Origin of the sequence: Vreelandella aquamarina (genome assembly GCF_900110265.1) — a bacterium.
GTDB lineage: Bacteria > Pseudomonadota > Gammaproteobacteria > Pseudomonadales > Halomonadaceae > Vreelandella > Vreelandella aquamarina.
In genome coordinates, this window is sequence record NZ_FODB01000060.1 from 1 (window position 1) to 21,091 (window position 21,091).

Genomic DNA, 21,091 nt, shown 5'->3' on the forward strand with positions numbered 1-21,091 from the left:
CGCATCACCGTTCACCTCGGCGATGCGGCTGACAAATGGTGGCCTGCCTTGCTGAAGGGGCTACCGAAACTGACCGCGCTAGGCTGACTCGTCGGCGATACCACCACCGATCCCTGCGCCAAGCAGCCCCACTTCGGCTGACGGTGACGGCTGCACGGATGAGGGCAATTCATTCCTGTAGGCTATAAGAAGAACTAAAATTTGCGCTTTTTTGCATATAACAGCGGGGTCTCATGCTGCCAACGCGGTGCCGGTGGGCTGGTGTTGGCAGCGAGGGCTGACAATCCACTCAGCCAGCGCCCTCATGAATAAGGCGGGGGTATGGGATACATCTGTGCGGTCGCCGCATCGTTTGCGGGGCTGTTTGCGTTCGTCACCGCATCACCCTTTCTATATTTGGATTACTTCTCCCTCTCGCCCAGCGTTTACCCTCTGGTGTTTGGGGTGAACGTCGTAGTGATTGCGCTCTCCAACCGCCTCAATATTCATCTGCTGCGTAAGCGCACGCCACAGCAGAACCTGCGCCTAGGTCTAGCTGTTCAACTAGTGGCCGCCCTGGGGCTTGTGCTGGCCACGGCACTTAACATGGCGTCGCTCTATGTCGTGGTGCCGCTGGTGATGATGTTTACCGGAATGATTGGCCTGATTACGCCCAATGCCATCTCTTCACTTCTGGATCATTTTGGCCATATCAGTGCCACGGCTACCGCACTGCTGGGCGGCATACAGTTTAGCTGTGGCGCGTTGGCAGGCGTGCTGGTGGGGCTATTTCAAGTGGAGCACTTGTGGCCCATGGTTTTAACCATGCTAGGCGCTGCCCTGCTGGGTAATATCGGCGTAAGAGTGCTGACCGAAACCCCAAAGGCGGATGAAGCGTAGTAATGGATAGCCTGCTGCAGTGGTTAGAGATGCCTTTGGATAGCTGGTTAGCCTGCGCGGCCGTGCTGCTACTGGGCGCTTTCGTGCAGCGGGCCACGGGCTTTGGCTTGGCGGTGGTGGGTGCGCCACTGCTGTTGATGATAGAGCCACGACTGGTGCCGGTGATTTTGGTGCTGTTTGGTTTTACCGTTTCGTTGATGATGGTCCGCCGTTATTGGCATGAGGTGAGGCTAAAGGAAATTGGCGTTGCCCTGATTGGCCGCTTACCGGGTAACGGCCTGGGCATTTGGCTATTGCTGGCAGCGCCGATGGTCGTGCTGGAACAGCTAATTGCCGCCATCGTGCTATTTGCCGTGCTGGTCACGGTATGCCGCTTCGAGCTGCCGGTGAACCGCTTCACGCTATTTGTGGCGGGTATTCTCTCCGGCATTTTTGGAACGGTGGCAGCCATTGGCGGGCCGCCTATCGTGTTGCTCATGCACGGCTTCTCGCCCGACCGTATGCGCGGCAACTTAGCGGCCTTTTTTGTCCTCACCTCTTTGTTAACCCTGCTAACGCTGGCACTGGCAGGACAGATCAGTGTTTGGCACTTCAAGCTGGCGCTTACTTTTCTGCCTGCCGTGTTGTTAGGCAATGCGCTGGCCGATGCCATTGCCGATCGGTTGGATAAACAGCTACTACAGCGGCTTTCATTGGGGCTTTGTACCTTTGCCGCGCTCGGTCTGCTGTTATAGAGAGAAACTTTTTAAAAAAATAGGCACGTTTTTGGTGATGTCATAAAGATGTCATCGAATCGGTGCAAAGTACGTCATGCGAAGGCCAGAACCCTACATCGACAGGAGTATTTCGCATGAACCGTATTCTAAAAACCACCGTTATCGCGGCGGCTGTAATGAGCGTTGCCGGTGTGGCGCAAGCACGTGACCAGATTCGTATCGTCGGCTCCAGTACTGTTTACCCGTTTGCCAGCTACGTTACCGAAGAGTTTGGCGCGCTGACCAACTACCCGACGCCGGTTATCGAGTCCACAGGTTCTGGCGGTGGTATTCGTCTGTTCTGTAACGGTGTTGGCGAAGGTACGCCGGACATCACCAACGCATCTCGTCGCATGAAGCCTTCTGAACTCGAGCGTTGCGAAGAGAACGGTGTAACCGACATCACCGAAGCGAAAATCGGTTCTGACGGTATCGTTCTGGGCTTGGCTGCTAGCAACGAGCCGATCGATCTGACCCTTGAGCAAATCTTCCTGGCGGTGGCCGCCCAGGTGCCGGTAGACGGCGAGCTGGTAGAAAACCCCTACACCAACTGGAGCGACATCGACGCTTCTCTGCCGGACCGCGCCATCTCTATCTATGGCCCGCCCAGCACTTCTGGTACCCGTGACGCGTTCGAAGAGCTGGTCATGGAAGCCGCTTCTGCCGAGATGGACATCTACGGTGAAGAAGGTTACACCGACATCCGTACTGACGGTGTTTACATCGACGCGGGTGAGAACGACAACCTGATCGTTCAGCGTCTGGCAGAAGACACCGGTGCCTTTGGTATCTTCGGCTACTCCTTCCTGGTTGAGAACCCAGACACCATCATGGGTGTAACCATTGGCGGTGTTGAGCCTGAAGTAGAAGCCATCAGCTCCGGTGAGTACCCGGTTGCTCGTTCACTGTGGTTCTACCTGAAGAACCAGCACGCTGATGAAGTCACTCCGATGTATGAATATGCCAACATGTTCATGGAAGACCAGATGATTGGTGAAGACGGCTATCTGGTTGATCTTGGCCTGATTCCGCTGCCAGAAGCCGAGCGTGAACAAGCTCGTCAGAAAGTGGCTGACCGCGTTAAGCTGGTTGCTGCTGATCTGGAATAATCGCTAGCACATATAATCGCTAGCACATAGTGACAACATGGCCGGTAGCCTTTGCTACCGGCCATTTGTTTTTTGGTCACGCTGTCTTTGTCATATTGCTGTCATGTTTTTAATCCAAAGTAGCAGCCAACACGATTTTATTAGGTGATGCGAGAGAAATTCGATGCAAACAAACCAGCTACTTTTACTCTTTTGCACAGTACTCTTGCTGCTTGGGCTAGTGGCCTTTTTTGTAGGTCGAGCCAAGGCTGCGCGTGTGCGTGCTTCTGGCACGGCGATGTATGCACAGCCTGGTCAGTACGCGTGGTTTGCTGTTCTCTCAACAGCGGGTCCTGCGGTGTTGGTGGGAGCGGTAGGTTCGCTGTTGTTACTGTTGCTAGGTGCGAATATTCCGCCCATGTATTTGCTGGCCGCGAGTTTAGTGGTCGCTGCGGCTGGTTTGGCAGTTGGTGTGGCTCAAGTGAAGCCCCATTTTCACGCTCGCCAAGCCATTGAACGGGTGATCCGCTGGGTGCTAACCGGCGCGGCGATGATCTCGATCTTCACTACCTTCGGTATTCTGTTTTCGATCATCTCGGAAGCTCTGCGCTTTTTCCAAATGCACAGCTTCTGGGACTTCATTACTGGCACTACTTGGAACCCCGGGGCTAGCTTCCTAGCCGCCGCCGGACGTGGTGACGGTAGCAGCGCTGAATTTGGCTCGGTACCGCTGTTCGCCGGTACCTTCATGATCACCGCGATTGCCCTGCTGGTGGCAGTGCCCATCGGCTTACTGTCGGCTATTTACATGTCGGAGTATGCCCCTCAGCGGGTGCGCACGATTGCTAAGCCGGTGCTCGAAGTGTTGGCAGGTATTCCCACAGTGGTTTACGGCTTCTTCGCCGCCATTACCGTGGCGCCGATTATCGTCAACATTGCCGGCTTCTTTGGTCTGGATGCTTCTTACAACAACGCCGTTGCCCCTGGCATCGTGATGGGTATCATGATCATCCCGTTTATCTCGTCGCTCTCTGATGATGTGATCAACTCTGTGCCTGACAGCATGCGTCAAGGCTCGCTGGCACTAGGGATGACAAAAGGTGAAACCATCCGCGATGTGGTCGTACCTGCGGCGCTGCCCGGTATCATTTCCGCCGCATTGCTAGGCATGTCCCGAGCGCTGGGTGAAACCATGATTGTGGTGATGGCGGCGGGTATGCGCCCGAACCTAACGGCCAACCCGCTAGAGGACATGACCACCGTGACCGTACGCATCGTGGCATCACTCACGGGCGACCAAGAGTTCGAGAGTGCTGAGACACTGTCAGCGTTCGCCCTGGGCCTGGTGCTGTTCGTTGTGACTCTAACGCTCAACCTGGTATCTGTACTAATGATCCGCCGCTTCCGCGAAAAATACCGCGTGAACAACCTGTAACGCCGAGGAACTGATTCGATGAGCCACTCTTTTGACGAGATCAGCCAGCAGCTTAAGCGGCGTCACCGTAAGTCGGCACGCCTGAAGTGGATCTCCATGGGCGCGCTGGGCTTAGCAGGCCTGTTCTTAGTGCTGTTCTTTGCTGACATGCTGAGCAAAGGCCTACCTGCTTTCCAGCAGGCCTATATCAATACCGAAGTTCGCTACACCGAAGAAGCGAGCCGCGATGGTCGCCTAGCGTTTGAGGAGGAGCTGCTGCCGCTGATTAGCCGCACGGTGGTACGCGTTATTCCGCTACAGCTGCGCAACAACCCAGAAATGATCGGCACCTCTGAGCAGCGCTGGATGCTGGCCACCAGTGAGGTGGATCAGTACCTTAAAGGGCATCGGAACCGTCTAAGCGACGAAGAAAAAGCTGAGATTGATGAGCGTGTTGCCACCGGTCAGGTCGACTTGCGCTTTAATAAGACGTTCTTCGGTTCTGGGGATTCGAAAATCGCCGAGAACGCCGGTATCTTGTCGGCGGTGGTCGGTACCATCATGACCATGATCGTGACGCTGCTGATTTCTTTCCCCATCGGCGTAATGACGGCTATTTATCTGGAAGAGTTTGCCCCGGATAACCGCTTTACACAGCTGATCGAGATCAACATCAACAACCTAGCAGCGATCCCATCGATTCTATTTGGTTTGTTAGGTCTGGCGATCTTTATCAACTTCTTTGGTGTACCACGCTCATCTCCGCTGGCAGGCGGTATGACGCTGGCGCTGATGACCCTTCCCGTCATCATCATTGCCACCCGTACGGCACTGCGTAGCGTGCCGGACTCCATTCGCCATGCGGCATTTGGTGTAGGTTGCTCGCGCTGGCAAGTGGTGCGCGACCACGTTCTGCCGCTGGCGATGCCCGGTATCATGACCGGTTCGATCATTGGCCTAGCGCAGGCGATGGGTGAAACTGCACCGCTGATCATTGTGGGGATGGTGGCCTTCATTCCGGATGTCAGCGCTTCCTTTACCCAGGCAGCCACGGTCATGCCCGCTCAGATCTTTACCTGGTCAGGCGAGCCGGAGCAGGCCTTCGTTGAAAAAACCGCTGGTGGCATCCTAGTGCTACTGTCTGTGCTGATTTCGCTCAACGCCTTTGCCGTTGTGCTACGCAAGAAATTCGAGCGTCGCTGGTAAGCCGGCGCCCAAGAGGACACCTTATGAATAGCCAAGCACCCGTTATGAATCAGCAGCATGCACCAGACGTTGGCCAGCCTTACACACGTAATGAGCAAGCATGCCACGACCTCAGTATTCGTGTTCGCGATCTCAATTTGTGGTACGGCAAGAGCCAAGCGTTGAAAGGGCTGAATATCGACCTGTTCCAGAAGAACGTGACCGCGCTGATTGGCCCTTCGGGGTGCGGTAAGTCGACCTTTTTGCGCTGCTTGAACCGTATGAACGACTTGATTCCCAGCGTGCATATTGAAGGTCTGGTGGAGATGGACGGCCAGGATGTGAATGCTGGCAAGATGGATGAAGTGGCGCTGCGCCGCCGGGTGGGGATGGTGTTCCAAAAGCCTAACCCGTTCCCGAAATCTATCTACGAGAACATCGCCTACGCACCGCGTATGCACGATTTGGTGAGCCGTAAAGCCGATCAAGATGAGCTGGTCGAGAAGGCCCTGCGCGATGCCGGTTTGTGGAACGAAGTGAAAGACAAGCTGCAAGAGCCGGGCACCTCGCTCTCTGGTGGTCAGCAGCAGCGTCTGTGCATCGCACGGGCGATTGCTGTTCAGCCTGACGTCATTTTGATGGATGAACCGACCTCAGCTTTGGACCCGATCTCCACGGCCACCATCGAAGATTTGATGGATAAGCTGAAAGAGCAGTTCACCATCGTGACCGTGACGCACAACATGCAGCAGGCGGCGCGCGTGGCGGACTACACGGCTTTCTTCCATCTGGGGGAAATCATCGAGTACAACGATACGAAAGTAATGTTCTCGACCCCGGCACAGAAGAAAACCGAAGACTATATTTCTGGCCGTTACGGCTAAATAGACCGCTGTTTGTTGGCCCGCTGTCATGGCGGGCTTTCAAGCAGCGTTTTTTTGACTGTTGATATATGTTTTTTCGTATATAAGCGGTAGGCTTGGCCTTTATTGCATACTTGGAGACAACCCTATGTCACTTCGCATCGGTATTAACGGATTTGGCCGTATTGGACGCCTAGCGCTGCGCAGCCTTTGGTCGCAGGTAGCGGCAGGCGAGGTGACGTTGGTGCGTATTAACGACCCCGGTGGTGATGCGGCCACCTTTGCCCATTTATTGGAGTTTGATTCCGTCCACGGCCAATGGGCGCCGGGGCAGGGCATGGCAGCGCGTCAGGATGCCATTGTCATTGATGGACATGAGGTGGCCTTTAGCACTCATAAAACCATTGCGGAAAGCGATTGGTCCAGCTGCGATGTGGTCATCGAGTGCTCCGGCAAAATGAAAAGTACCGACAAGCTGAATGCTTACCTGGATCAAGGCGTTGGGCGCGTGGTGGTGAGTGCGCCGGTGAAAGAGGAGGGCGTGCTCAATGTGGTGGTGGGTGTGAATGACCACCTGTTTGAGCCAGCCAAGCACCGTATTGTCACGGCCGCTAGCTGCACCACTAACTGCCTAGCGCCGGTCGTCAAAGTGATTCTTGAGCATTTTGGTATTCGTCACGGTTCCATGACCACCGTGCATGACATTACCAATACCCAAACCATTTTGGATGCACCTCATAAAGACCTGCGTCGTGCCCGCGCCTGCGGCATGAGTCTCATCCCTACTACCACGGGCTCGGCGAAAGCCATTACGGCAATTTTCCCTGAACTGGAAGGCAAACTTAACGGCCACGCGATCCGCGTACCGCTGGCTAATGCATCGCTCACCGATATGGTGTTCGAGCTTGAACGAGAAGTGACCGTTGATGAGGTGAATCAAGCGCTCAAGGCTGCCGCCGATGGCCCCCTCAAAGGCATTCTGGGCTATGAAGAGCGCCCGCTGGTATCGATTGACTACCGTACGGACCCGCGTAGCTCGATTATTGATGCCCTCTCTACCATGGTGGTGAACGGCACTCAGTTAAAGCTCTACGCGTGGTACGACAATGAGTGGGGTTACGCCAATCGTACCGCCGAGCTGGCACTTATGGTGGGTGGGGAGCCGGTTGGTCGTGGCTGAATCGCTGCTGGATAACGTCAAGGCGCTACCGTTCGAGGTGCGCCAGTACATGCTGATTACCGGCAACTACTGGGCGTTCACCATTACCGACGGCGCGCTGCGGATGCTGGTGGTAATGTATTTCCACCAGCTCGGCTACTCGCCGCTGCAAATCGCCATGCTGTTTCTGTTCTATGAAGCGTTTGGCGTGGTAACGAACTTGGTGGGCGGCTGGCTAGGGGCGAGACTGGGCTTGAACCGCACTATGAATGTGGGGCTAGGGCTGCAAATTGTGGCGCTCGCCATGCTAATGGTCCCTGCTGGTATGCTGACCGTTGTGTGGGTAATGGCCGCCCAGGCGCTGTCGGGCATTGCCAAAGACCTCAATAAAATGAGCGCTAAAAGCGCCGTGAAGGTGCTGGTGCCGGCCACGAGTGCCAATGCCAACAGCGCCTTATACCGCTGGGTCGCTATGTTGACCGGCTCTAAAAATGCCCTGAAAGGCCTAGGCTTTTTCGTTGGCGGTGTGCTGCTCACGCTGATTGGCTTTCGTGGGGCGGTCATTGCCATGGCCATCATGCTGGGTGCTGTGCTGCTACTATCGCTCTGGCGCCTCAAAGCAGATTTAGGCAAGCAAAAAGTCAAACCCAAGTTCTATGAGATCTTTTCAAAATCCCGCGCCATCAACGTGCTCTCGGCCGCGCGGTTTTGTCTGTTTGCTTCTCGTGATGTGTGGTTTGTCGTGGCGCTGCCGGTCTTTCTTTATGATCAACACGGCTGGAGCCACTGGACCGTAGGTGGCCTATTGGCGGCCTGGATCATCGGCTATGGTGGCGTACAAACCCAAGCACCAAAACTCACAGCCCTGCTAAAAGGCGATGCGCGAACCATCACCGCTGGCTGGGCCGCCGCCCTGGCCGTTCTGGCCATTCTGCTTGCGCTACTTCCCTTGGCGCAGGTGGGCTGGCTGGTGGTGGGCCTGTTGGCGTTTGGCGTGCTGTTTGCCGTGAACTCCAGTTGGCACAGTTATCTGATCGTTCACTATGCCCGGGCTGACGGCGTCTCGATGGACGTAGGGTTTTACTATATGGCCAATGCCATGGGGCGCTTGGTCGGCACGCTGCTCTCCGGGTGGCTCTACATGGAATACGGCCTGAGTGCCTGCCTTTGGGTGGCGGCTGCCTTGGTGGCGGCAAGCTCTATGATGGCCCTTGCATTGCCTAAGCAGGCAGCGTGAGCGATGTGCACCATGCCGATTCACGGCGCGGGCGTGTCCTAGTGCCCAGCGCGTAGCGGGGCACCATCGACGAATAGCCGCTGCAGCTTCCACCACCCTTCCACCCGGAGTCGTAAGCCCTGATAGGTAAGCTCTGGCGCTATCCAGAGCGTTGTTTCTTCCATCTGGTGGCATTCAAATGTTGAGGTCTCTTTGGGGGTAGATGTCTCAGCGATGGCGATGCGCGACGTGCCGCCGCAGCAGCCGTGACGGGGTGAAAACCGTACCGTGACCACACCCCCTTGTTGCTTGATAAAAGCGGCAGCTTTTTCTTCTATTTCAATGATCGGGTCCATCGCTTCTTGAGTGCCCCTTACGTCGGTGGATAGGCAACATGCTCACCATCCTCTTTCACAAAGTGTGCCACCGGCCGGTCCAGCAGCGTCAACACCTGTTCGGAAGGTCGGCAGAGTTTTGCGCCTTTGGGTGTGATGACGATAGGGCGATTGATGAGAATTGGATGTGCCATCATGGCGTCGATAAGCTGATCATCGCTTAACGTCGGGTCATCCAATGTGAGTTCATCGTAAGGCGTGCCTTTGCGGCGCAGCAGCTCTCGCGGTGGTAGCTTCATCATCGCCAGTAGCTCTACCAATCGCTCTCGGCTAGGCGGTGTTTCAAGGTAGAGGATCACTTCAGGGGACTCCCCTGATGCCTTGATCATGGCCAGGGTATTGCGCGATGTGCCGCAGTTAGGGTTGTGATAAATGATTACTGACATGGAGGAGCGTCACGCTGACTAGGAGTTTGATTGATAGCAGGGGATAAGCGGGTGGGGTCTTGCTCGGCTTTATACGCTTTGGCGGCGTTTGCCCACCACATCAATTGCACTAGCGTCCGACCAAAATAGCCTTCCCAGCGCTCTTGCTCTGCATGAAATTGTCCATCGTTATCGAGGGCTTCATGAGCCTTTGGGATATGTATCATCGCTGAGACAGGCAAGCAGCCCAGCTCAGACAGAAAGGAGCGCATATTCACCGCAGCGCGGGCACCGCCCCACTGGCCCATGGAGTAGGTGACAATGGCACTGGGTTTGAACGCAAATAGCGACGCGCCAAAGTGATTCAGTAAATGACTCAGTGCTGGGCTCATGGCGTGGTTGTACTCAGGGCTGACCATGACGTAGCCATCTGCTTGATCAATTTTTATTGCCAGGGCGTCCAGATCATCCGGAACCGTAGAGGCGGAGTAGGCAAAATGCGGTTTAAACGGGCCGCTCAAATCGAGTGAGAGCGGGTCAATAATCTCCGCCGTCGTATCGCGCTGGGCGCTGAGTAACTGCAAGCACGCTTTGGCTACCCGCTCGCCCAGGCGAGCAGGCGCGGGAGGCGTTGACGTTCTGGTTGAGCCGAGAAAAATCAAATAGTGCGCCATCAAGCAGGCTCCTTAAGCATGAGTAGGGAAGTGCTGACGCGTGTTATTGGCAATGCGCACCAGGGCCAGCATCAGCGGTACCTCTACCAGTACACCCACCACCGTTGCTAGAGCAGCGCCCGATTGCAGACCAAACAGCGCAATGGCGGCGGCCACGGCAAGCTCAAAAAAGTTGCTGGCGCCAATCATCGCCCCGGGTGCGGCAATATTGTGCGGGACGCGCCACGCTTTCGCCCAGCCATAGGCAATGAAGAAGATTAAAAACGTCTGCAGAATTAGCGGAATGGCGATAAGCACAATATGCAGCGGATTGTTCAGAATGACATCGCCCTGAAACGCGAAAAGCAGTACCAGGGTAATGATCAGCCCCATCGGCGTGACCGGGCCAATGCGCTTCATAAAGACGTTGTCGTACCAATCGGCACCGCGCTTAGCGATAAGGGTTTTCCGCGTGAGGTAACCTGCCGCCAGGGGAATGACGATGTAGAGCACTACCGACAGCAGCACCGTATCCCAGGGTACCTGAATATTGGAAATACCCAGCAGAAAGACCACGATCGGCGCAAAGGCAAACAGCATGATCAGGTCGTTGAGGGCGACTTGTACCAGCGTGTAGGCCGCATCGCCACGGGTAAGGTAGCTCCAGACGAAAACCATCGCGGTGCAGGGCGCCGCACCCAGCAAAATGGCCCCCGCAAGGTACTGGCTGGCCAGCGCATCAGGGATCCAAGGTTTAAAAATCACCATAAAAAATAGCCATGCTAGGGCAAACATGGTGAAGGGTTTGATGAGCCAGTTCACCGTGGTGGTGATGGCCAGCCCTTTTGGCTGGCGGCGCACGCCAGCGATTGCGCTAAAGTCAATTTGCGCCATCATGGGGAAAATCATCGCCCATATCAGTACAGCGATCGGAATCGACACCTGCGCGTATTCAAAGCGTGAAAGAGCCTCGGGAATGGCGGGAGCCCACTGGCCTAGCGCAATACCGGCCACAATCGCAGCGGCGACCCAAAGCGACAGATAGCGTTCAAAAAGCCCCATATCAGCACTGCTGGGGGCTGCCTTCTCCTGATGTGACATGCTCGCTCCTTGATTATATGGCCCGCTGGTTAACGCGCTTGGAGAGCTCTTCGGCGCTCTCTTTACGCTCTGAGTATCGGTCGGTGAGCAGGTCGCTGCGCTCTCGTACCAGTAGAGTGAATTTTACGAGTTCTTCCATGACATCCACGATGCGATCATAAAACGGCGAGGGCTTCATGCGGTCGTTGTCATCGAACTCCATAAAGGCTTTGGGCACGGACGATTGGTTAGGGATCGTCACCATGCGCATCCAGCGGCCCAAAATGCGCAGCTGGTTCACCGTGTTAAAAGATTGTGAACCACCGCAGACCTGCATCACGGCCAGGGTTTTGCCTTGGGTAGGGCGTACGCCGCCCAAAGCCAGGGGTATCCAATCAATTTGTGCTTTCATAATGCCTGTCATCGCCCCGTGACGCTCTGGCGAGCACCACACCATCCCATCTGCCCACTGTGCTAGGGAGCGCAGCTCTTCCACCTTAGGGTGGCTGGCATCTTCGGCATCAGGAAGCGGCAGGCCACGCGGGTTAAAAATGTGTGTTTCAGCGCCCATCGCGTTCAGCAGGCGGGCGGCCTCTTCAACCGCCAAGCGACTAAATGAGCGCTCGCGTAGTGATCCGTACAGCAGCAGCACCTTTGGTGCAGGGCGCGAAGAGGGCGGTAACCCCAATGATTCGAGGCTAGGGGCTTGGAAGAGCTCAGGGTCGAGATTGGGTAAATCCGCAAGCAGGGCCATGGGGGCTCCTTGGTGAAAGCAGCAATAGATGGCTTTCATGATATATGTTTTTTCGTATATTTCTAGCCGCCTGCTTGAGCTGCAATATCTCCGTCATCATCTGGGCGTATGGTGGCGATGTAAAATTAAATAAGAGGTTGTTGAATTATGTCGAAGCGTCGCGTGCTCTTTCTCTGTAATGCCAATTCTGCGCGCTCTCTCATGGGAGAAGTGCTACTTCGCCATATGGCCGGTGATCGCTTCGAATCCTTCAGTGCAGGCTCTGAACCCGACGAGCCTCATGCGCTAACCCTTGAAGCCTTAAAAAAGCAGGGTCTTTCGACAGAGGGGCTGCACAGTAAGTCGCTGGATCAGTTCGAGAACGAAGCGTTCGACGTAGTGATCGTGCTGTGTGACAAAGCTCAGCAGGCGTGCCGCGATTGGCAAGGGAAAGCAGGCGAAATTTTATTCTGGGACATCCGTGACCCTCGTCTGATCAGTAAGTTGGACGCTTACGAGCAGGCGCTGTTCGAGATCCGCCGCCGTTTACAGCTGTGGCTACCGCTGCAAAAAAGCTGATCATTTCTATCTCGACAGGGTGCACCATGAAATTTATCAATAATTTAAGCGTCAAGGCGAGTTGGACGCTGGTACTCGTGACCTTTACTTGCCTTGTGCTTGCCATTGGTGGCTTAGGGCTTTTTGCCAACCAGTTTGGCCGCGATGCCTTTACATCGATGCAACAACGCGACATGGCTCAGGTGCGCGAGCTAAATAGCGCTTACACACAGCTGTTGCGTGCCAGGGTACAGATGAATCGGGCAGCTGAGCTGATTCGCACTCCCTCGTTTGATCGTCCAGAGCCGCTTCTGGAAGAGTCGGATCGGTTGCTGGCATCGGCGGCCACGCATTTTGAAGCTTTCCAAGCGAGCTTTCCGGAGGGGGAGCAGCCCGAGCTGGTCGGCCAGTTGGCGAGCAATTTTCAATCCCTGGTAAATAACAACCTTAGCCTGCAGATGATGATGCTAGAAGAGCGCGATGTGCGTGGCTTTCTCTCTGGCGAATCTCGGGTGGATGATAGCAGTCAGCAGTTCGTTAACACCGCGGAAGCGTTTTACGGCTATTCAGTGGCCCGTGGCGCTGGTTTGTCTGAGCGTTTCGAGAACGTTTCATCGCTGCTCTTCATGGGAGTGGTGGGTGTCGTCGTGCTGGCGCTGCTAGTCGTAGGCCTAGTCGTATGGGGCGTACGTCGGAACGTTTTGCGGCCGCTGCGGGTTATTACTCAACACTTTAAACGTATTGCTAAGGGCGATTTATCCTCTCCGGTAGAGGCGCACGCCAATAATGAAATTGGCCAGCTGTTTAGCGAGCTGGCGAATATGCAGCGTTCATTAACCACCACCGTGAATCATCTCAATAACAGCAGCCAGCAGGTGTATAGCGACAGCCAAGCCATGGCGACGCAAAGCCAGCAGTTGGCTGGACAAACCGATTCTCAGGTATCAGCGCTTCAGCAAATGGCTGCTAGCCTTGAGCAGCTCACCGCGACGGTGAATCAAAACGCAGAAAGCGCCGCGCATGTAAATCGCTCTACCACCGACGTGTCTCACAAAGCGCAGCAGGGCGATGAAGTGATCGCTCAGTTTATTGCCACCATGCAGTCTATCAACGAGCACTCCGAAGAAATTCAAAGCATTATCAAGGTGATCGAAAGCATTGCGTTCCAAACCAATATTTTGGCATTGAACGCCTCTGTAGAGGCGGCGCGGGCTGGCGAGCATGGACGCGGATTTGCTGTAGTGGCTAGTGAAGTTAGGGCGCTGGCAACGCGCAGTGCCGATGCTGCTCACGATGTTCGTGCACGTATTGAGGCCTCGAGTAAAAGCGTTGAGCAGGGTAGCGAACTTTCTCAACAGGCAGGCGAGCACACTCGGGCAATCATGCAAGCGGCGACTCAGGTTGAGCACTTGATGGCGCAAATGGCCAAAGCCTCTGAAGAGCAGCGTCGCGGTATTGAAGAAGTGAACGTTGCTGTCACGCAAATCGACGCGACGACTCAAGATACGATGCGCTTGGTCAACCAAACGGCACAAAGCGCCGAGGGGTTAACCCAAGAGGCGCTGCAGATGCGTGAGTACGCGGGACAGTTCCGTATTATTGAGGAGGCCCCAGTACCTGACGTACATGATGACGAAGAGGCGGAGCAGCCTCTGGAGCAGTTGGATTGGCAGGCAATGGCCAGCGCTGAATTGAGTAATCGCGATCATAAAGACGATATGCGCGCCTTGGCATAGTGGCTGCCAAGACGCGGATGGGCACTGTACTGTGTGATGCTGCGGTGAGTGTTTAATCCATGAGCTCAACGGCAACGGCGGTGGCTTCACCGCCGCCAATGCAAAGGCTGGCAATACCGCGTTTGCCGCCTTTCGTGCGCAGGGCATGAATTAGCGTGGCGATAATACGGGAGCCGGTGGAGCCAATGGGGTGACCTTGAGCGCAAGCACCGCCAAACACGTTCACCTTCTCATGGGGTAAGCCCAGGTCGTCCATGGCCATGAGGGTCACGACGGCGAAGGCTTCATTGATCTCAAACAGATCGACGTCGTTGACTCCCCAGCCAAGCTTTTTCATCAGCTTTTCAATCGCGCCTACAGGGGCAATGGTAAATTCGCTGGGATGACGTGAGTGGGTGGCGTGTCCAAGCATTTTTGCCAGCGGTTTAACACCATGGCGCTGTGCGGCTTCGTGGCTTGCTAAGATGAGCGCTGATGCACCATCGGAGATGGAGCTAGAGTTAGCTGCTGTGATGGTGCCATCTTTAGCAAATGCAGGACGCAGCTGGCGGATTTTATCCAGCTTGGCTTGGAAGGGCTGCTCATCGTGAGAAACAACGGTGTCGCCCTGGCGCGTGGTGACCGTGACAGGGGCCATTTCGGCATCTAAATCGCCATTGTTGGTGGCAGCCATCGCTCGTTCCAGGGAAGCAATGGCGAAGTCATCCAGCCGCTCGCGGGTATAGCCGCGCTCTGTAGCTACATCCTGCGCAAAGGCGCCCATCAGTTTGCCGGTTTCGGCATCTTCAAGGCCATCCAGGAACATATGATCTTTGAGCTCGCCGTGGCCCAGTCGATAGCCGCCGCGTGCCTTAGTGAGTACATGAGGCGCATTCGACATAGACTCCATGCCGCCTGCTAATAAAATCTCTCCGCTACCGGCCTTGATCAAATCATGCGCGAGCATGGTGGCTTTCATGCCTGACCCGCAGAGTTTATTGATGGTGGTGGCACCGTTGGCATCGGGAATGCCTGCTTGGCGCATCGCCTGGCGTGCGGGTCCCTGTTTAACGCCAGCAGGCAAAACGCAGCCCATGATGCCCTCTTCAATAGCGGCAGCGTCGATACCTGCGCGTTCAATAGCGGCACGGATGGCAACTGCGGCAAGTTCGGGGGCGCTCATGCTGGAAAGGCTGCCCATCATACCGCCCATTGGGGTGCGGGCGGCGGATAAAAAGACGACGTCGGTAGCGCTACTCATTGTCTATCTCCTGATAGATTTTTTGTGATTATCTGGCTGAGCGATTAGCGATGCGTTGACCCATTCGCGGGGCTGTGGTCTTCTCCTAAGTAACCAAGCAAGCGCTAGTGTAAATGACATGAATGTAATGAATGCATCTCCTCGCCGCAAGGAATTGACGCGCTTAGCAGCTCAGCTATTCGTCCAAGAGGGCTTTGATCGCACCACGGTGCGCATGTTGGCCCAGGAAATGGGCATCAAGTCCGGCAGCCTGTTTCACCACTTCAAAGATAAGCAGGAAATTCTGGCAGCAGTGATTGAGGAGGGCACTCAGAACGCACTAGGCATCGCAAAAGCCGCGTTGCAATCTTGCCCCGGCAGTGCAGAAGCTCGGCTGCATGCCATGGCAAGGGCGCACCTGGAAACGCTGTTTGCAGATCGTAATGCTCACGTGGTGGCGCTGTTTGAATGGCGACGGTTAGACCCCGCTGCCAGCGCCCACCTTAGCCACCTACGCGATGCTTATGAGGCGATGTGGGGTGAGGTGATTGATGATGCTCTGGCGGAAGGGTTGATTCATGGCGACCGCTTCCTCGTTTCCCGCTTTATTTTAGGCGCGTTGAACTGGACCGTTCGTTGGTATGACCCCAATGGCCCGCGCACCCCAGACGACCTTGCTGATGAGCTGGTGGCAATGATCCTGTCGCGCTAATGCTTGGCGCTGTCTCTTCCCAATCGACCAACGTCTAACCTCATGGCCGCGCTTGTGGCTTGCGCTCTTGGGTAAATGCTTTTAGCGTTGGTCTATCGGTAGGTTTCCGTTAACGTAAACGCACAATAATGCCAGCACTACGTTGAATCCTGCCTGCCCGAGTGCTCACGACCAACAACATAAGAGAGCCGTCATGACAGCAACAGCCACGTCACTTCCCCCGTATTCGACTTTTTTTGAAAGCTTTTCGGTTGATAGCGTTATCGCCAAACTTGACGACCATCAGGATGGATATTTAAACGCCTTTGACGCCTGTTGTGGACGGCATGTGCGCCAAGGGCGTGGTGATGTATTGGCGCTAGTACATGAAGATACCCAGGGCCAAACCTATACGCTGACCTATTCCGAACTTGATCAGCAGAGCGGCCAATTGGCGGGCTGGTTCAAAAGCCAAGGGTTCGGTGAAGGCGACCGGATTGCCTGCATGCTGCCTCGTTCTGTTAATTTGCTGATCACCGTGCTGGCAACGTGGCGCATTGGGGCCGTCTACCAGCCGCTGTTTACTGCCTTTGGGCCGGACGCCGTGGATTACCGTCTTAGCCGTGCCGATACCAAGTTGGTTATTACCGATCATGCCAATCGCTACAAGTTTGATGGGTTGAGCCAGTGTCCGCCCGTTTTAGCCGTGGGCGGTGCAACCAGTGAGCATGCCAACGACCTCGATTGGCAGATCGCATTGACGTATACGTCAACGAGTGAAGCACCGCCCCGGCTTTCGCCGGATAAGCCGTTTCTTCAGATGTTTACTTCCGGCACGGTGGGTAAGCCCAAAGGGGTCGCCGTGCCGTTATCGGGTATGACCGCATTTGCGCTCTATATGGAGCTGGCGGTTGACCTTCGTGAAGATGACCGCTTCTGGAATATGGCGGACCCTGGCTGGGCCTACGGACTTTATTATGCGATTGCAGGGCCGCTGCTGTTGGGCGTTACCACGCATTTTTGTGAGGCCGGTTTTAGTGCAGAGGGGGCGCTGGCATTTATGAAGCGCCATCGCATCACCAATTTTGCAGCGGCACCTACGGCATACCGTTTGATGAAAGCGTCAGGCTTATTTGATGACGCCCATCAAACCTTAACGCTGAGAGCAGCCAGCTCTGCTGGGGAGCCGCTGAATACGGAGGTCGTTACTTGGGTAGAAAAATCGTTGGGTTGCCCGGTGATGGATCATTACGGCCAAACGGAAACCGGGATGACCTGTAATAACCACCACTCTCTTGAGCATCCCAAACATGTAGGTGCCATGGGCGTTCCTATGCCGGGCTACCGACTGGCCATTCTTGATGCGGAATATAACGAGCTGCCACCCGGTGAGCCCGGTGTATTGGCGGTGGATATCAAGAACTCACCCGCTCACTTTTTCCAAGGCTATACCTGGCAGGAGAAAGACCCCTTCGTTAACGGTTACTACCTGACCGGCGATGTGGTGATTCGTAATGAGGATGGCTCGTTCCAGTTCGCAGGCCGCGACGATGACATCATCACTACTGCAGGTTATCGGGTGGGCCCGACAGACGTTGAAAATAGCGTGATGACACATCCAGCGGTGGCGGAATCCGCGGCGGTGGGGCAGCCAGACGAGATTCGTGGCGAAGTGATTAAATCTTACATCGTGTTGCGCGACGGCTTCGAACCCAGCGATGCCCTGGCAGAAGAGATTCGCCAGCAGGTGCGCGAACGGCTCTCTACCCACGCTTTCCCCAGGGTGATTGAGTTTGTCGATGAGCTACCTAAAACCCCCAGCGGCAAGATTCAGCGCTTTAAGCTGCGTGCCCAAGCGGCAGAGCAAGTGCGCGATAACTCATAATTCATAGGAAGAGTGCTATGCAGGTAAAGGACCGTACGTTTTTGATTACTGGCGCTGCCTCAGGTCTTGGTGCGGCCACGGCAGAACGGCTGGTAAACGCTGGTGCCAATGTAGTGCTGTGCGATATGAGTGATCGGGTGTTGAATCTAGCAGAACAGCTGGGTGCTCAGGCTAAAGCCTGTGTCGCTGATATCACCTCTGCCGCTGATATGCAGCAGGCGGTGAATACGGCGGTGGCGTTGGGTGGCGAAAGTGGGCTTTCTGGGGTGGTTCACTGTGCGGGTGTGGTGAGCGTCGCCAAGTTAGTGGATCGAGAAGGTAATCCTGCCGACCTTGATAGCTATGCGCGCACGGTCCATATCAACTTAGTTGGCACTTTTAATGTGATGCGGCTCGCTGCTGCTGCGATGGCTAACAACCCGCCCGGTGATAGCGGTGAGCGTGGTGTGATTATCAACACGGCTTCTATTGCGGCGTTTGATGGGCAAGTGGGGCAGTGTGCCTACAGCGCTTCTAAGGCGGGGGTTGTGGGAATGAGCCTGCCAGCGGCAAGAGAGTTATCTCGTCATGCCATTCGCGTTATGGCGATTGCTCCTGGGGTGTTTGAGACGCCAATGATGAGCGAAATCCCGGATGAGGCTGCTCAGGCATTGGCTGCTGCCGTGCCTTTCCCCAAGCGTTTGGGGAAACCTGAAGAGTTTGCGCTGTTAGCAGAGCAAATCATTACCAACCCCATGCTTAATGGAGAGGTGATTCGTTTGGATGGCGGTATACGCATGCAGTAATCCGTTTTAAGCACACTGCTCCTGGCCAGCCTGCTCATATTTCGAGCAGGCTTTTTTGTATGTAAAACAGGGTATTGTAGTTATAGCGACCAAAGTTGTAGTCGGTTTTTGAGCTTAATTCAAACGACTGCTTGACTGTGCTGTGTGAGCGCGCTAATTTTCAAACATGTGTTTGAAAGCCGTTGGTAAAGCCCAGCCCTTTCAGCCCCCTGTTTAGGAGAAGTGACATGCCCAGCTATCAAGCCCCTCTGCGTGACATACGTTTCGTGATGGACGAAATGTTTGATTACCCAAGCCACTACGCCGCATTACCCAATGGTGAAGATGCCTCGCCAGATGTCGTGAGTGCGATTTTGGAAGAGGGTGGTCGCTTTGCTCGTGAGGTGCTGCTACCTCTTAACCAAAGCGGTGATGAGGAGGGGTGCTTGCTGGAAGGGGGTGAGGTGAAAGCTCCTAAAGGATTTAAAGAAGCCTATCAGCAGTATGTTGAAGGCGGTTGGCCGAGTTTGGCGGCAGATCCTGAGCAGGGTGGTCAGGGCCTTCCGCACTCATTGGCGATGATGCTCTCTGAAATGATCTGCGCTACTAACTTAGCGTGGGGTATGTACCCGGGCTTGTCACATGGTGCGGCGGATGCGCTTCGTCATCACGGTACGGATGAGCAGAAGGCGACATACCTCACCAAGCTGGTAGAAGGTGTTTGGACTGGCACCATGTGCTTGACGGAGCCGCACTGCGGTACTGACCTGGGTTTGATCAAAACCCGTGCAGTGCCCGCTGAAGATGGTGCTTATCACATTACGGGTACCAAAATCTTTATCTCAGCCGGTGAACACAATCTCGCTGAGAACATCGTCCATCTCGTGCTGGCCAAACTGCCGGATGCTCCTGAAGGATCTAAAGGTATTTCGCTATTCGTTGTGCCCAAATTTCTGCCGGACGCTGCGGGCAACCCTGGCGAGCGCAATGGCGTCAGCTGTGGTTCGCTTGAGCACAAAATGGGTATCCATGGTAATGCCACCTGCGTCATGAACTTTGATGGCGCAACGGGTTACCTAGTGGGCGCGCCCAACAAAGGCCTGGCCTGCATGTTCACCATGATGAACGCTGCTCGCCTAGGCGTAGGTATCCAAGGGCTAGGGTTGATGGAGGCAAGTTTCCAGAACTCGCTGAGCTATGCGCGCGATCGTCTGCAAATGCGCGGGCTGTCGGGTGTCCAAGCGCCGGATAAAGTCGCTGATCCTATTATTGTGCACCCTGATGTACGCCGTATGCTGCTGACGCAAAAAGCCTTCGCTGAAGGCGGCCGCATGCTGGTGCTGTATACCGCTCAGATGCTGGATATTGTTGAGCACGGCGCGCCGGGGGCAGAGAAAGAGCGTGCCGAGACTCTCCTCGGCCTACTGACGCCCATCGTGAAAGCGTTTCTGACGGAAGTGGGCTTCGAGTGTACCAATGAAGGCGTGCAGATTTTTGGTGGCCACGGCTTTATTAAAGAGTGGGGCATGGAGCAACTGGTACGCGATGCGCGCATCACACGCCTCTATGAAGGTACGACCGGTATTCAAGCGCTTGATCTGCTGGGGCGCAAAGTACTGATGAGTCAAGGTGAGTCGCTGAAAGTATTCACCAAAGAGATTCACAAGTTCTGCAAAGCAGAAGCGGATAACTCCGCATTGAAAGAATTTATTGAGCCGCTGGCTAAGCTGAACGCTGAGTGGGGCGAGCTCACCATGGGCATCGGTATGAAAGCGATGCAGGACCGTGAAGAGGTGGGGGCTGCCAGCGTCGATTACTTGATGTACTCAGGCTACGTGACGGTTGCTTACCTGTTCGCACGTGCTGCCAAGCAGGCGGCTGCCTCCCAGGACGGTGATGATGCCGCGTTCTATAAGACAAAGTTGAATACCGCACGGTTCTATTACCAGCGCTTGTTACCGCGTACCAAAGCGCACGCGGCAATGATTCAGGCGGGAGCGGGCAGCTTAATGGCCATCTCGAGCGAAGATTTTGGCTTGGGCTTTGAGATTTAAGTCTAGGCGTTTACCAGGCACTCTCTGGTCAGGGTACTGATCGGTGGTTTGCGGCAGACTTGCCTTTGGCATCGTCTGCCGCTTTTTTTTCAAAACCCTCTTGCCAACCCAGCCGCGAATCCGTAAAGTACGCATCCGCTGCCGGGGACGCCCAGCGTTACCAGCGGTGAAGGAGGTTGAAAAACCTCTGGTTTGTCAGGAAGTTAGAGCCGTCTTGTTGTTGTTTAGATCGCTCGCTTCACTCGCTAAAACAGCAGTTGACAAACACCAGGAAGTGCGTAGAATACGCCTTCCTCGCTGAGGCAACACGGGTCAGGTCATCGAGCCCGTCGCAGCGAACTTAAGAAAGTTGCTCTTTAACAATTTGATCAGGTAATTCATGTGGGCGCTTGCCGATGA

The 21,091-nt window shown here is 55.1% G+C and carries 19 protein-coding genes and 1 pseudogene; 14 read left to right on the forward strand and 6 right to left on the reverse strand.

Annotation, left to right across the window (positions count from 1 at the left end):
* Window positions 1-318: 318 nt before the first annotated feature.
* The 8 genes and pseudogenes from BMY49_RS14415 to arsJ form a co-directional block, all read left to right on the forward strand.
* Window positions 319-879, forward strand: a pseudogene (locus BMY49_RS14415) (Bcr/CflA family drug resistance efflux transporter); the annotation flags it as partial.
* Between the two features lie 2 nt (window positions 880-881).
* Window positions 882-1,613 (forward strand): sulfite exporter TauE/SafE family protein, encoded by a 732-nt coding sequence (locus tag BMY49_RS14420; protein WP_054645177.1) that lies wholly within the window; start codon window positions 882-884, stop codon window positions 1,611-1,613.
* 116 nt (window positions 1,614-1,729) lie between these two features.
* The gene (locus BMY49_RS14425) at window positions 1,730-2,743 is read left to right on the forward strand and encodes a substrate-binding domain-containing protein (protein ID WP_054641341.1); all 1,014 of its coding nucleotides are present in this window, start codon (window positions 1,730-1,732) and stop codon (window positions 2,741-2,743) included.
* Between the two features lie 163 nt (window positions 2,744-2,906).
* Window positions 2,907-4,157, forward strand: a complete 1,251-nt coding sequence (pstC, locus tag BMY49_RS14430; RefSeq protein WP_089675901.1) for a phosphate ABC transporter permease subunit PstC — start codon at window positions 2,907-2,909, stop codon at window positions 4,155-4,157.
* Window positions 4,158-4,175: 18 nt separating this feature from the next.
* Window positions 4,176-5,342 carry a phosphate ABC transporter permease PstA gene (pstA, locus tag BMY49_RS14435; protein WP_089675902.1) on the forward strand — a complete coding sequence of 389 codons (1,167 nt, stop codon included), beginning with the start codon at window positions 4,176-4,178 and terminating at the stop codon, window positions 5,340-5,342.
* Window positions 5,343-5,365: 23 nt separating this feature from the next.
* Window positions 5,366-6,205 (forward strand): phosphate ABC transporter ATP-binding protein PstB, encoded by an 840-nt coding sequence (pstB, locus tag BMY49_RS14440; RefSeq protein ID WP_044630110.1) that lies wholly within the window; start codon window positions 5,366-5,368, stop codon window positions 6,203-6,205.
* 127 nt (window positions 6,206-6,332) lie between these two features.
* Window positions 6,333-7,364, forward strand: coding sequence for an ArsJ-associated glyceraldehyde-3-phosphate dehydrogenase (locus BMY49_RS14445; RefSeq protein ID WP_044630109.1), 1,032 nt, complete (start codon window positions 6,333-6,335; stop codon window positions 7,362-7,364).
* A 49-nt stretch (window positions 7,365-7,413) separates the two neighbouring features.
* Window positions 7,414-8,580: an organoarsenical effux MFS transporter ArsJ gene (gene arsJ, locus BMY49_RS14450; RefSeq protein WP_266100052.1), complete on the forward strand. Its 1,167-nt coding sequence runs from the start codon at window positions 7,414-7,416 to the stop codon at window positions 8,578-8,580.
* A 38-nt stretch (window positions 8,581-8,618) separates the two neighbouring features.
* Here arsJ and BMY49_RS14455 read toward each other — a convergent pair whose 3' ends face one another.
* The 5 genes from BMY49_RS14455 to arsH are packed head-to-tail and all read right to left on the reverse strand — an operon-like array spanning window position 8,619 to window position 11,806.
* The gene (locus BMY49_RS14455) at window positions 8,619-8,915 is read right to left on the reverse strand and encodes a CC/Se motif family (seleno)protein (protein ID WP_062359113.1); all 297 of its coding nucleotides are present in this window, start codon (window positions 8,913-8,915) and stop codon (window positions 8,619-8,621) included.
* A 17-nt stretch (window positions 8,916-8,932) separates the two neighbouring features.
* Window positions 8,933-9,340, reverse strand: coding sequence for an arsenate reductase (glutaredoxin) (gene arsC / locus BMY49_RS14460; RefSeq protein WP_054645178.1), 408 nt, complete (start codon window positions 9,338-9,340; stop codon window positions 8,933-8,935).
* Window positions 9,331-9,993 carry an NADPH-dependent FMN reductase gene (locus BMY49_RS14465; RefSeq protein WP_062359112.1) on the reverse strand — a complete coding sequence of 221 codons (663 nt, stop codon included), beginning with the start codon at window positions 9,991-9,993 and terminating at the stop codon, window positions 9,331-9,333. Before BMY49_RS14465 ends, arsC begins: the two co-directional genes overlap by 10 nt.
* A 12-nt stretch (window positions 9,994-10,005) precedes the next feature.
* The gene (arsB, locus tag BMY49_RS14470; RefSeq protein WP_062359111.1) at window positions 10,006-11,073 is read right to left on the reverse strand and encodes an ACR3 family arsenite efflux transporter; all 1,068 of its coding nucleotides are present in this window, start codon (window positions 11,071-11,073) and stop codon (window positions 10,006-10,008) included.
* Window positions 11,074-11,086: 13 nt separating this feature from the next.
* Window positions 11,087-11,806 carry an arsenical resistance protein ArsH gene (gene arsH, locus BMY49_RS14475; RefSeq protein ID WP_054641343.1) on the reverse strand — a complete coding sequence of 240 codons (720 nt, stop codon included), beginning with the start codon at window positions 11,804-11,806 and terminating at the stop codon, window positions 11,087-11,089.
* 147 nt (window positions 11,807-11,953) lie between these two features.
* On the opposite strand from arsH, the gene BMY49_RS14480 reads away from it, so the two are divergent.
* Both BMY49_RS14480 and BMY49_RS14485 read left to right on the forward strand, forming a co-directional pair.
* Complete coding sequence (locus BMY49_RS14480; protein WP_044630102.1) at window positions 11,954-12,364, forward strand: arsenate reductase ArsC; 411 nt, start codon at window positions 11,954-11,956, stop codon at window positions 12,362-12,364.
* Window positions 12,365-12,390: 26 nt separating this feature from the next.
* Window positions 12,391-14,079, forward strand: a complete 1,689-nt coding sequence (locus tag BMY49_RS14485) for a methyl-accepting chemotaxis protein (protein WP_062359110.1) — start codon at window positions 12,391-12,393, stop codon at window positions 14,077-14,079.
* Between the two features lie 52 nt (window positions 14,080-14,131).
* Here the strand turns inward: BMY49_RS14485 and BMY49_RS14490 are convergent, their stop codons facing one another.
* Window positions 14,132-15,319, reverse strand: a complete 1,188-nt coding sequence (locus BMY49_RS14490; protein WP_044630100.1) for an acetyl-CoA C-acyltransferase — start codon at window positions 15,317-15,319, stop codon at window positions 14,132-14,134.
* A 127-nt stretch (window positions 15,320-15,446) separates the two neighbouring features.
* On the opposite strand from BMY49_RS14490, the gene BMY49_RS14495 reads away from it, so the two are divergent.
* The 4 genes from BMY49_RS14495 to BMY49_RS14510 all read left to right on the forward strand — a co-directional run bounded on the left by BMY49_RS14495 (window position 15,447) and on the right by BMY49_RS14510 (window position 20,692).
* Window positions 15,447-16,010, forward strand: a complete 564-nt coding sequence (locus tag BMY49_RS14495; RefSeq protein WP_074210760.1) for a TetR/AcrR family transcriptional regulator — start codon at window positions 15,447-15,449, stop codon at window positions 16,008-16,010.
* 193 nt (window positions 16,011-16,203) lie between these two features.
* Window positions 16,204-17,874, forward strand: a complete 1,671-nt coding sequence (locus BMY49_RS14500; RefSeq protein ID WP_062359108.1) for an AMP-binding protein — start codon at window positions 16,204-16,206, stop codon at window positions 17,872-17,874.
* Between the two features lie 17 nt (window positions 17,875-17,891).
* Window positions 17,892-18,659 (forward strand): SDR family NAD(P)-dependent oxidoreductase, encoded by a 768-nt coding sequence (locus tag BMY49_RS14505; protein WP_054645179.1) that lies wholly within the window; start codon window positions 17,892-17,894, stop codon window positions 18,657-18,659.
* Between the two features lie 227 nt (window positions 18,660-18,886).
* Window positions 18,887-20,692, forward strand: coding sequence for an acyl-CoA dehydrogenase C-terminal domain-containing protein (locus BMY49_RS14510; protein WP_062359107.1), 1,806 nt, complete (start codon window positions 18,887-18,889; stop codon window positions 20,690-20,692).
* The last annotated feature ends 399 nt before the right edge of the window (window positions 20,693-21,091 follow it).

Excerpts from the sequence above, each read along its gene's own strand:
- BMY49_RS14420 (WP_054645177.1), top strand. The coding sequence starts at position 882 with ATGGATAGCCTGCTGCAGTGGTTAGAGATGCCTTTGGATAGCTGGTTA.
- BMY49_RS14425 (WP_054641341.1), top strand. The coding sequence starts at position 1,730 with ATGAACCGTATTCTAAAAACCACCGTTATCGCGGCGGCTGTAATGAGC.
- pstC (WP_089675901.1), top strand. The coding sequence starts at position 2,907 with ATGCAAACAAACCAGCTACTTTTACTCTTTTGCACAGTACTCTTGCTG.
- pstA (WP_089675902.1), top strand. The coding sequence starts at position 4,176 with ATGAGCCACTCTTTTGACGAGATCAGCCAGCAGCTTAAGCGGCGTCAC.
- pstB (WP_044630110.1), top strand. The coding sequence starts at position 5,366 with ATGAATAGCCAAGCACCCGTTATGAATCAGCAGCATGCACCAGACGTT.
- BMY49_RS14445 (WP_044630109.1), top strand. The coding sequence starts at position 6,333 with ATGTCACTTCGCATCGGTATTAACGGATTTGGCCGTATTGGACGCCTA.
- arsJ (WP_266100052.1), top strand. The coding sequence starts at position 7,414 with ATGCTGATTACCGGCAACTACTGGGCGTTCACCATTACCGACGGCGCG.
- BMY49_RS14455 (WP_062359113.1), bottom strand. The coding sequence starts at position 8,915 with ATGGACCCGATCATTGAAATAGAAGAAAAAGCTGCCGCTTTTATCAAG.
- arsC (WP_054645178.1), bottom strand. The coding sequence starts at position 9,340 with ATGTCAGTAATCATTTATCACAACCCTAACTGCGGCACATCGCGCAAT.
- BMY49_RS14465 (WP_062359112.1), bottom strand. The coding sequence starts at position 9,993 with ATGGCGCACTATTTGATTTTTCTCGGCTCAACCAGAACGTCAACGCCT.
- arsB (WP_062359111.1), bottom strand. The coding sequence starts at position 11,073 with ATGTCACATCAGGAGAAGGCAGCCCCCAGCAGTGCTGATATGGGGCTT.
- arsH (WP_054641343.1), bottom strand. The coding sequence starts at position 11,806 with ATGGCCCTGCTTGCGGATTTACCCAATCTCGACCCTGAGCTCTTCCAA.
- BMY49_RS14480 (WP_044630102.1), top strand. The coding sequence starts at position 11,954 with ATGTCGAAGCGTCGCGTGCTCTTTCTCTGTAATGCCAATTCTGCGCGC.
- BMY49_RS14485 (WP_062359110.1), top strand. The coding sequence starts at position 12,391 with ATGAAATTTATCAATAATTTAAGCGTCAAGGCGAGTTGGACGCTGGTA.
- BMY49_RS14490 (WP_044630100.1), bottom strand. The coding sequence starts at position 15,319 with ATGAGTAGCGCTACCGACGTCGTCTTTTTATCCGCCGCCCGCACCCCA.
- BMY49_RS14495 (WP_074210760.1), top strand. The coding sequence starts at position 15,447 with ATGAATGCATCTCCTCGCCGCAAGGAATTGACGCGCTTAGCAGCTCAG.
- BMY49_RS14500 (WP_062359108.1), top strand. The coding sequence starts at position 16,204 with ATGACAGCAACAGCCACGTCACTTCCCCCGTATTCGACTTTTTTTGAA.
- BMY49_RS14505 (WP_054645179.1), top strand. The coding sequence starts at position 17,892 with ATGCAGGTAAAGGACCGTACGTTTTTGATTACTGGCGCTGCCTCAGGT.
- BMY49_RS14510 (WP_062359107.1), top strand. The coding sequence starts at position 18,887 with ATGCCCAGCTATCAAGCCCCTCTGCGTGACATACGTTTCGTGATGGAC.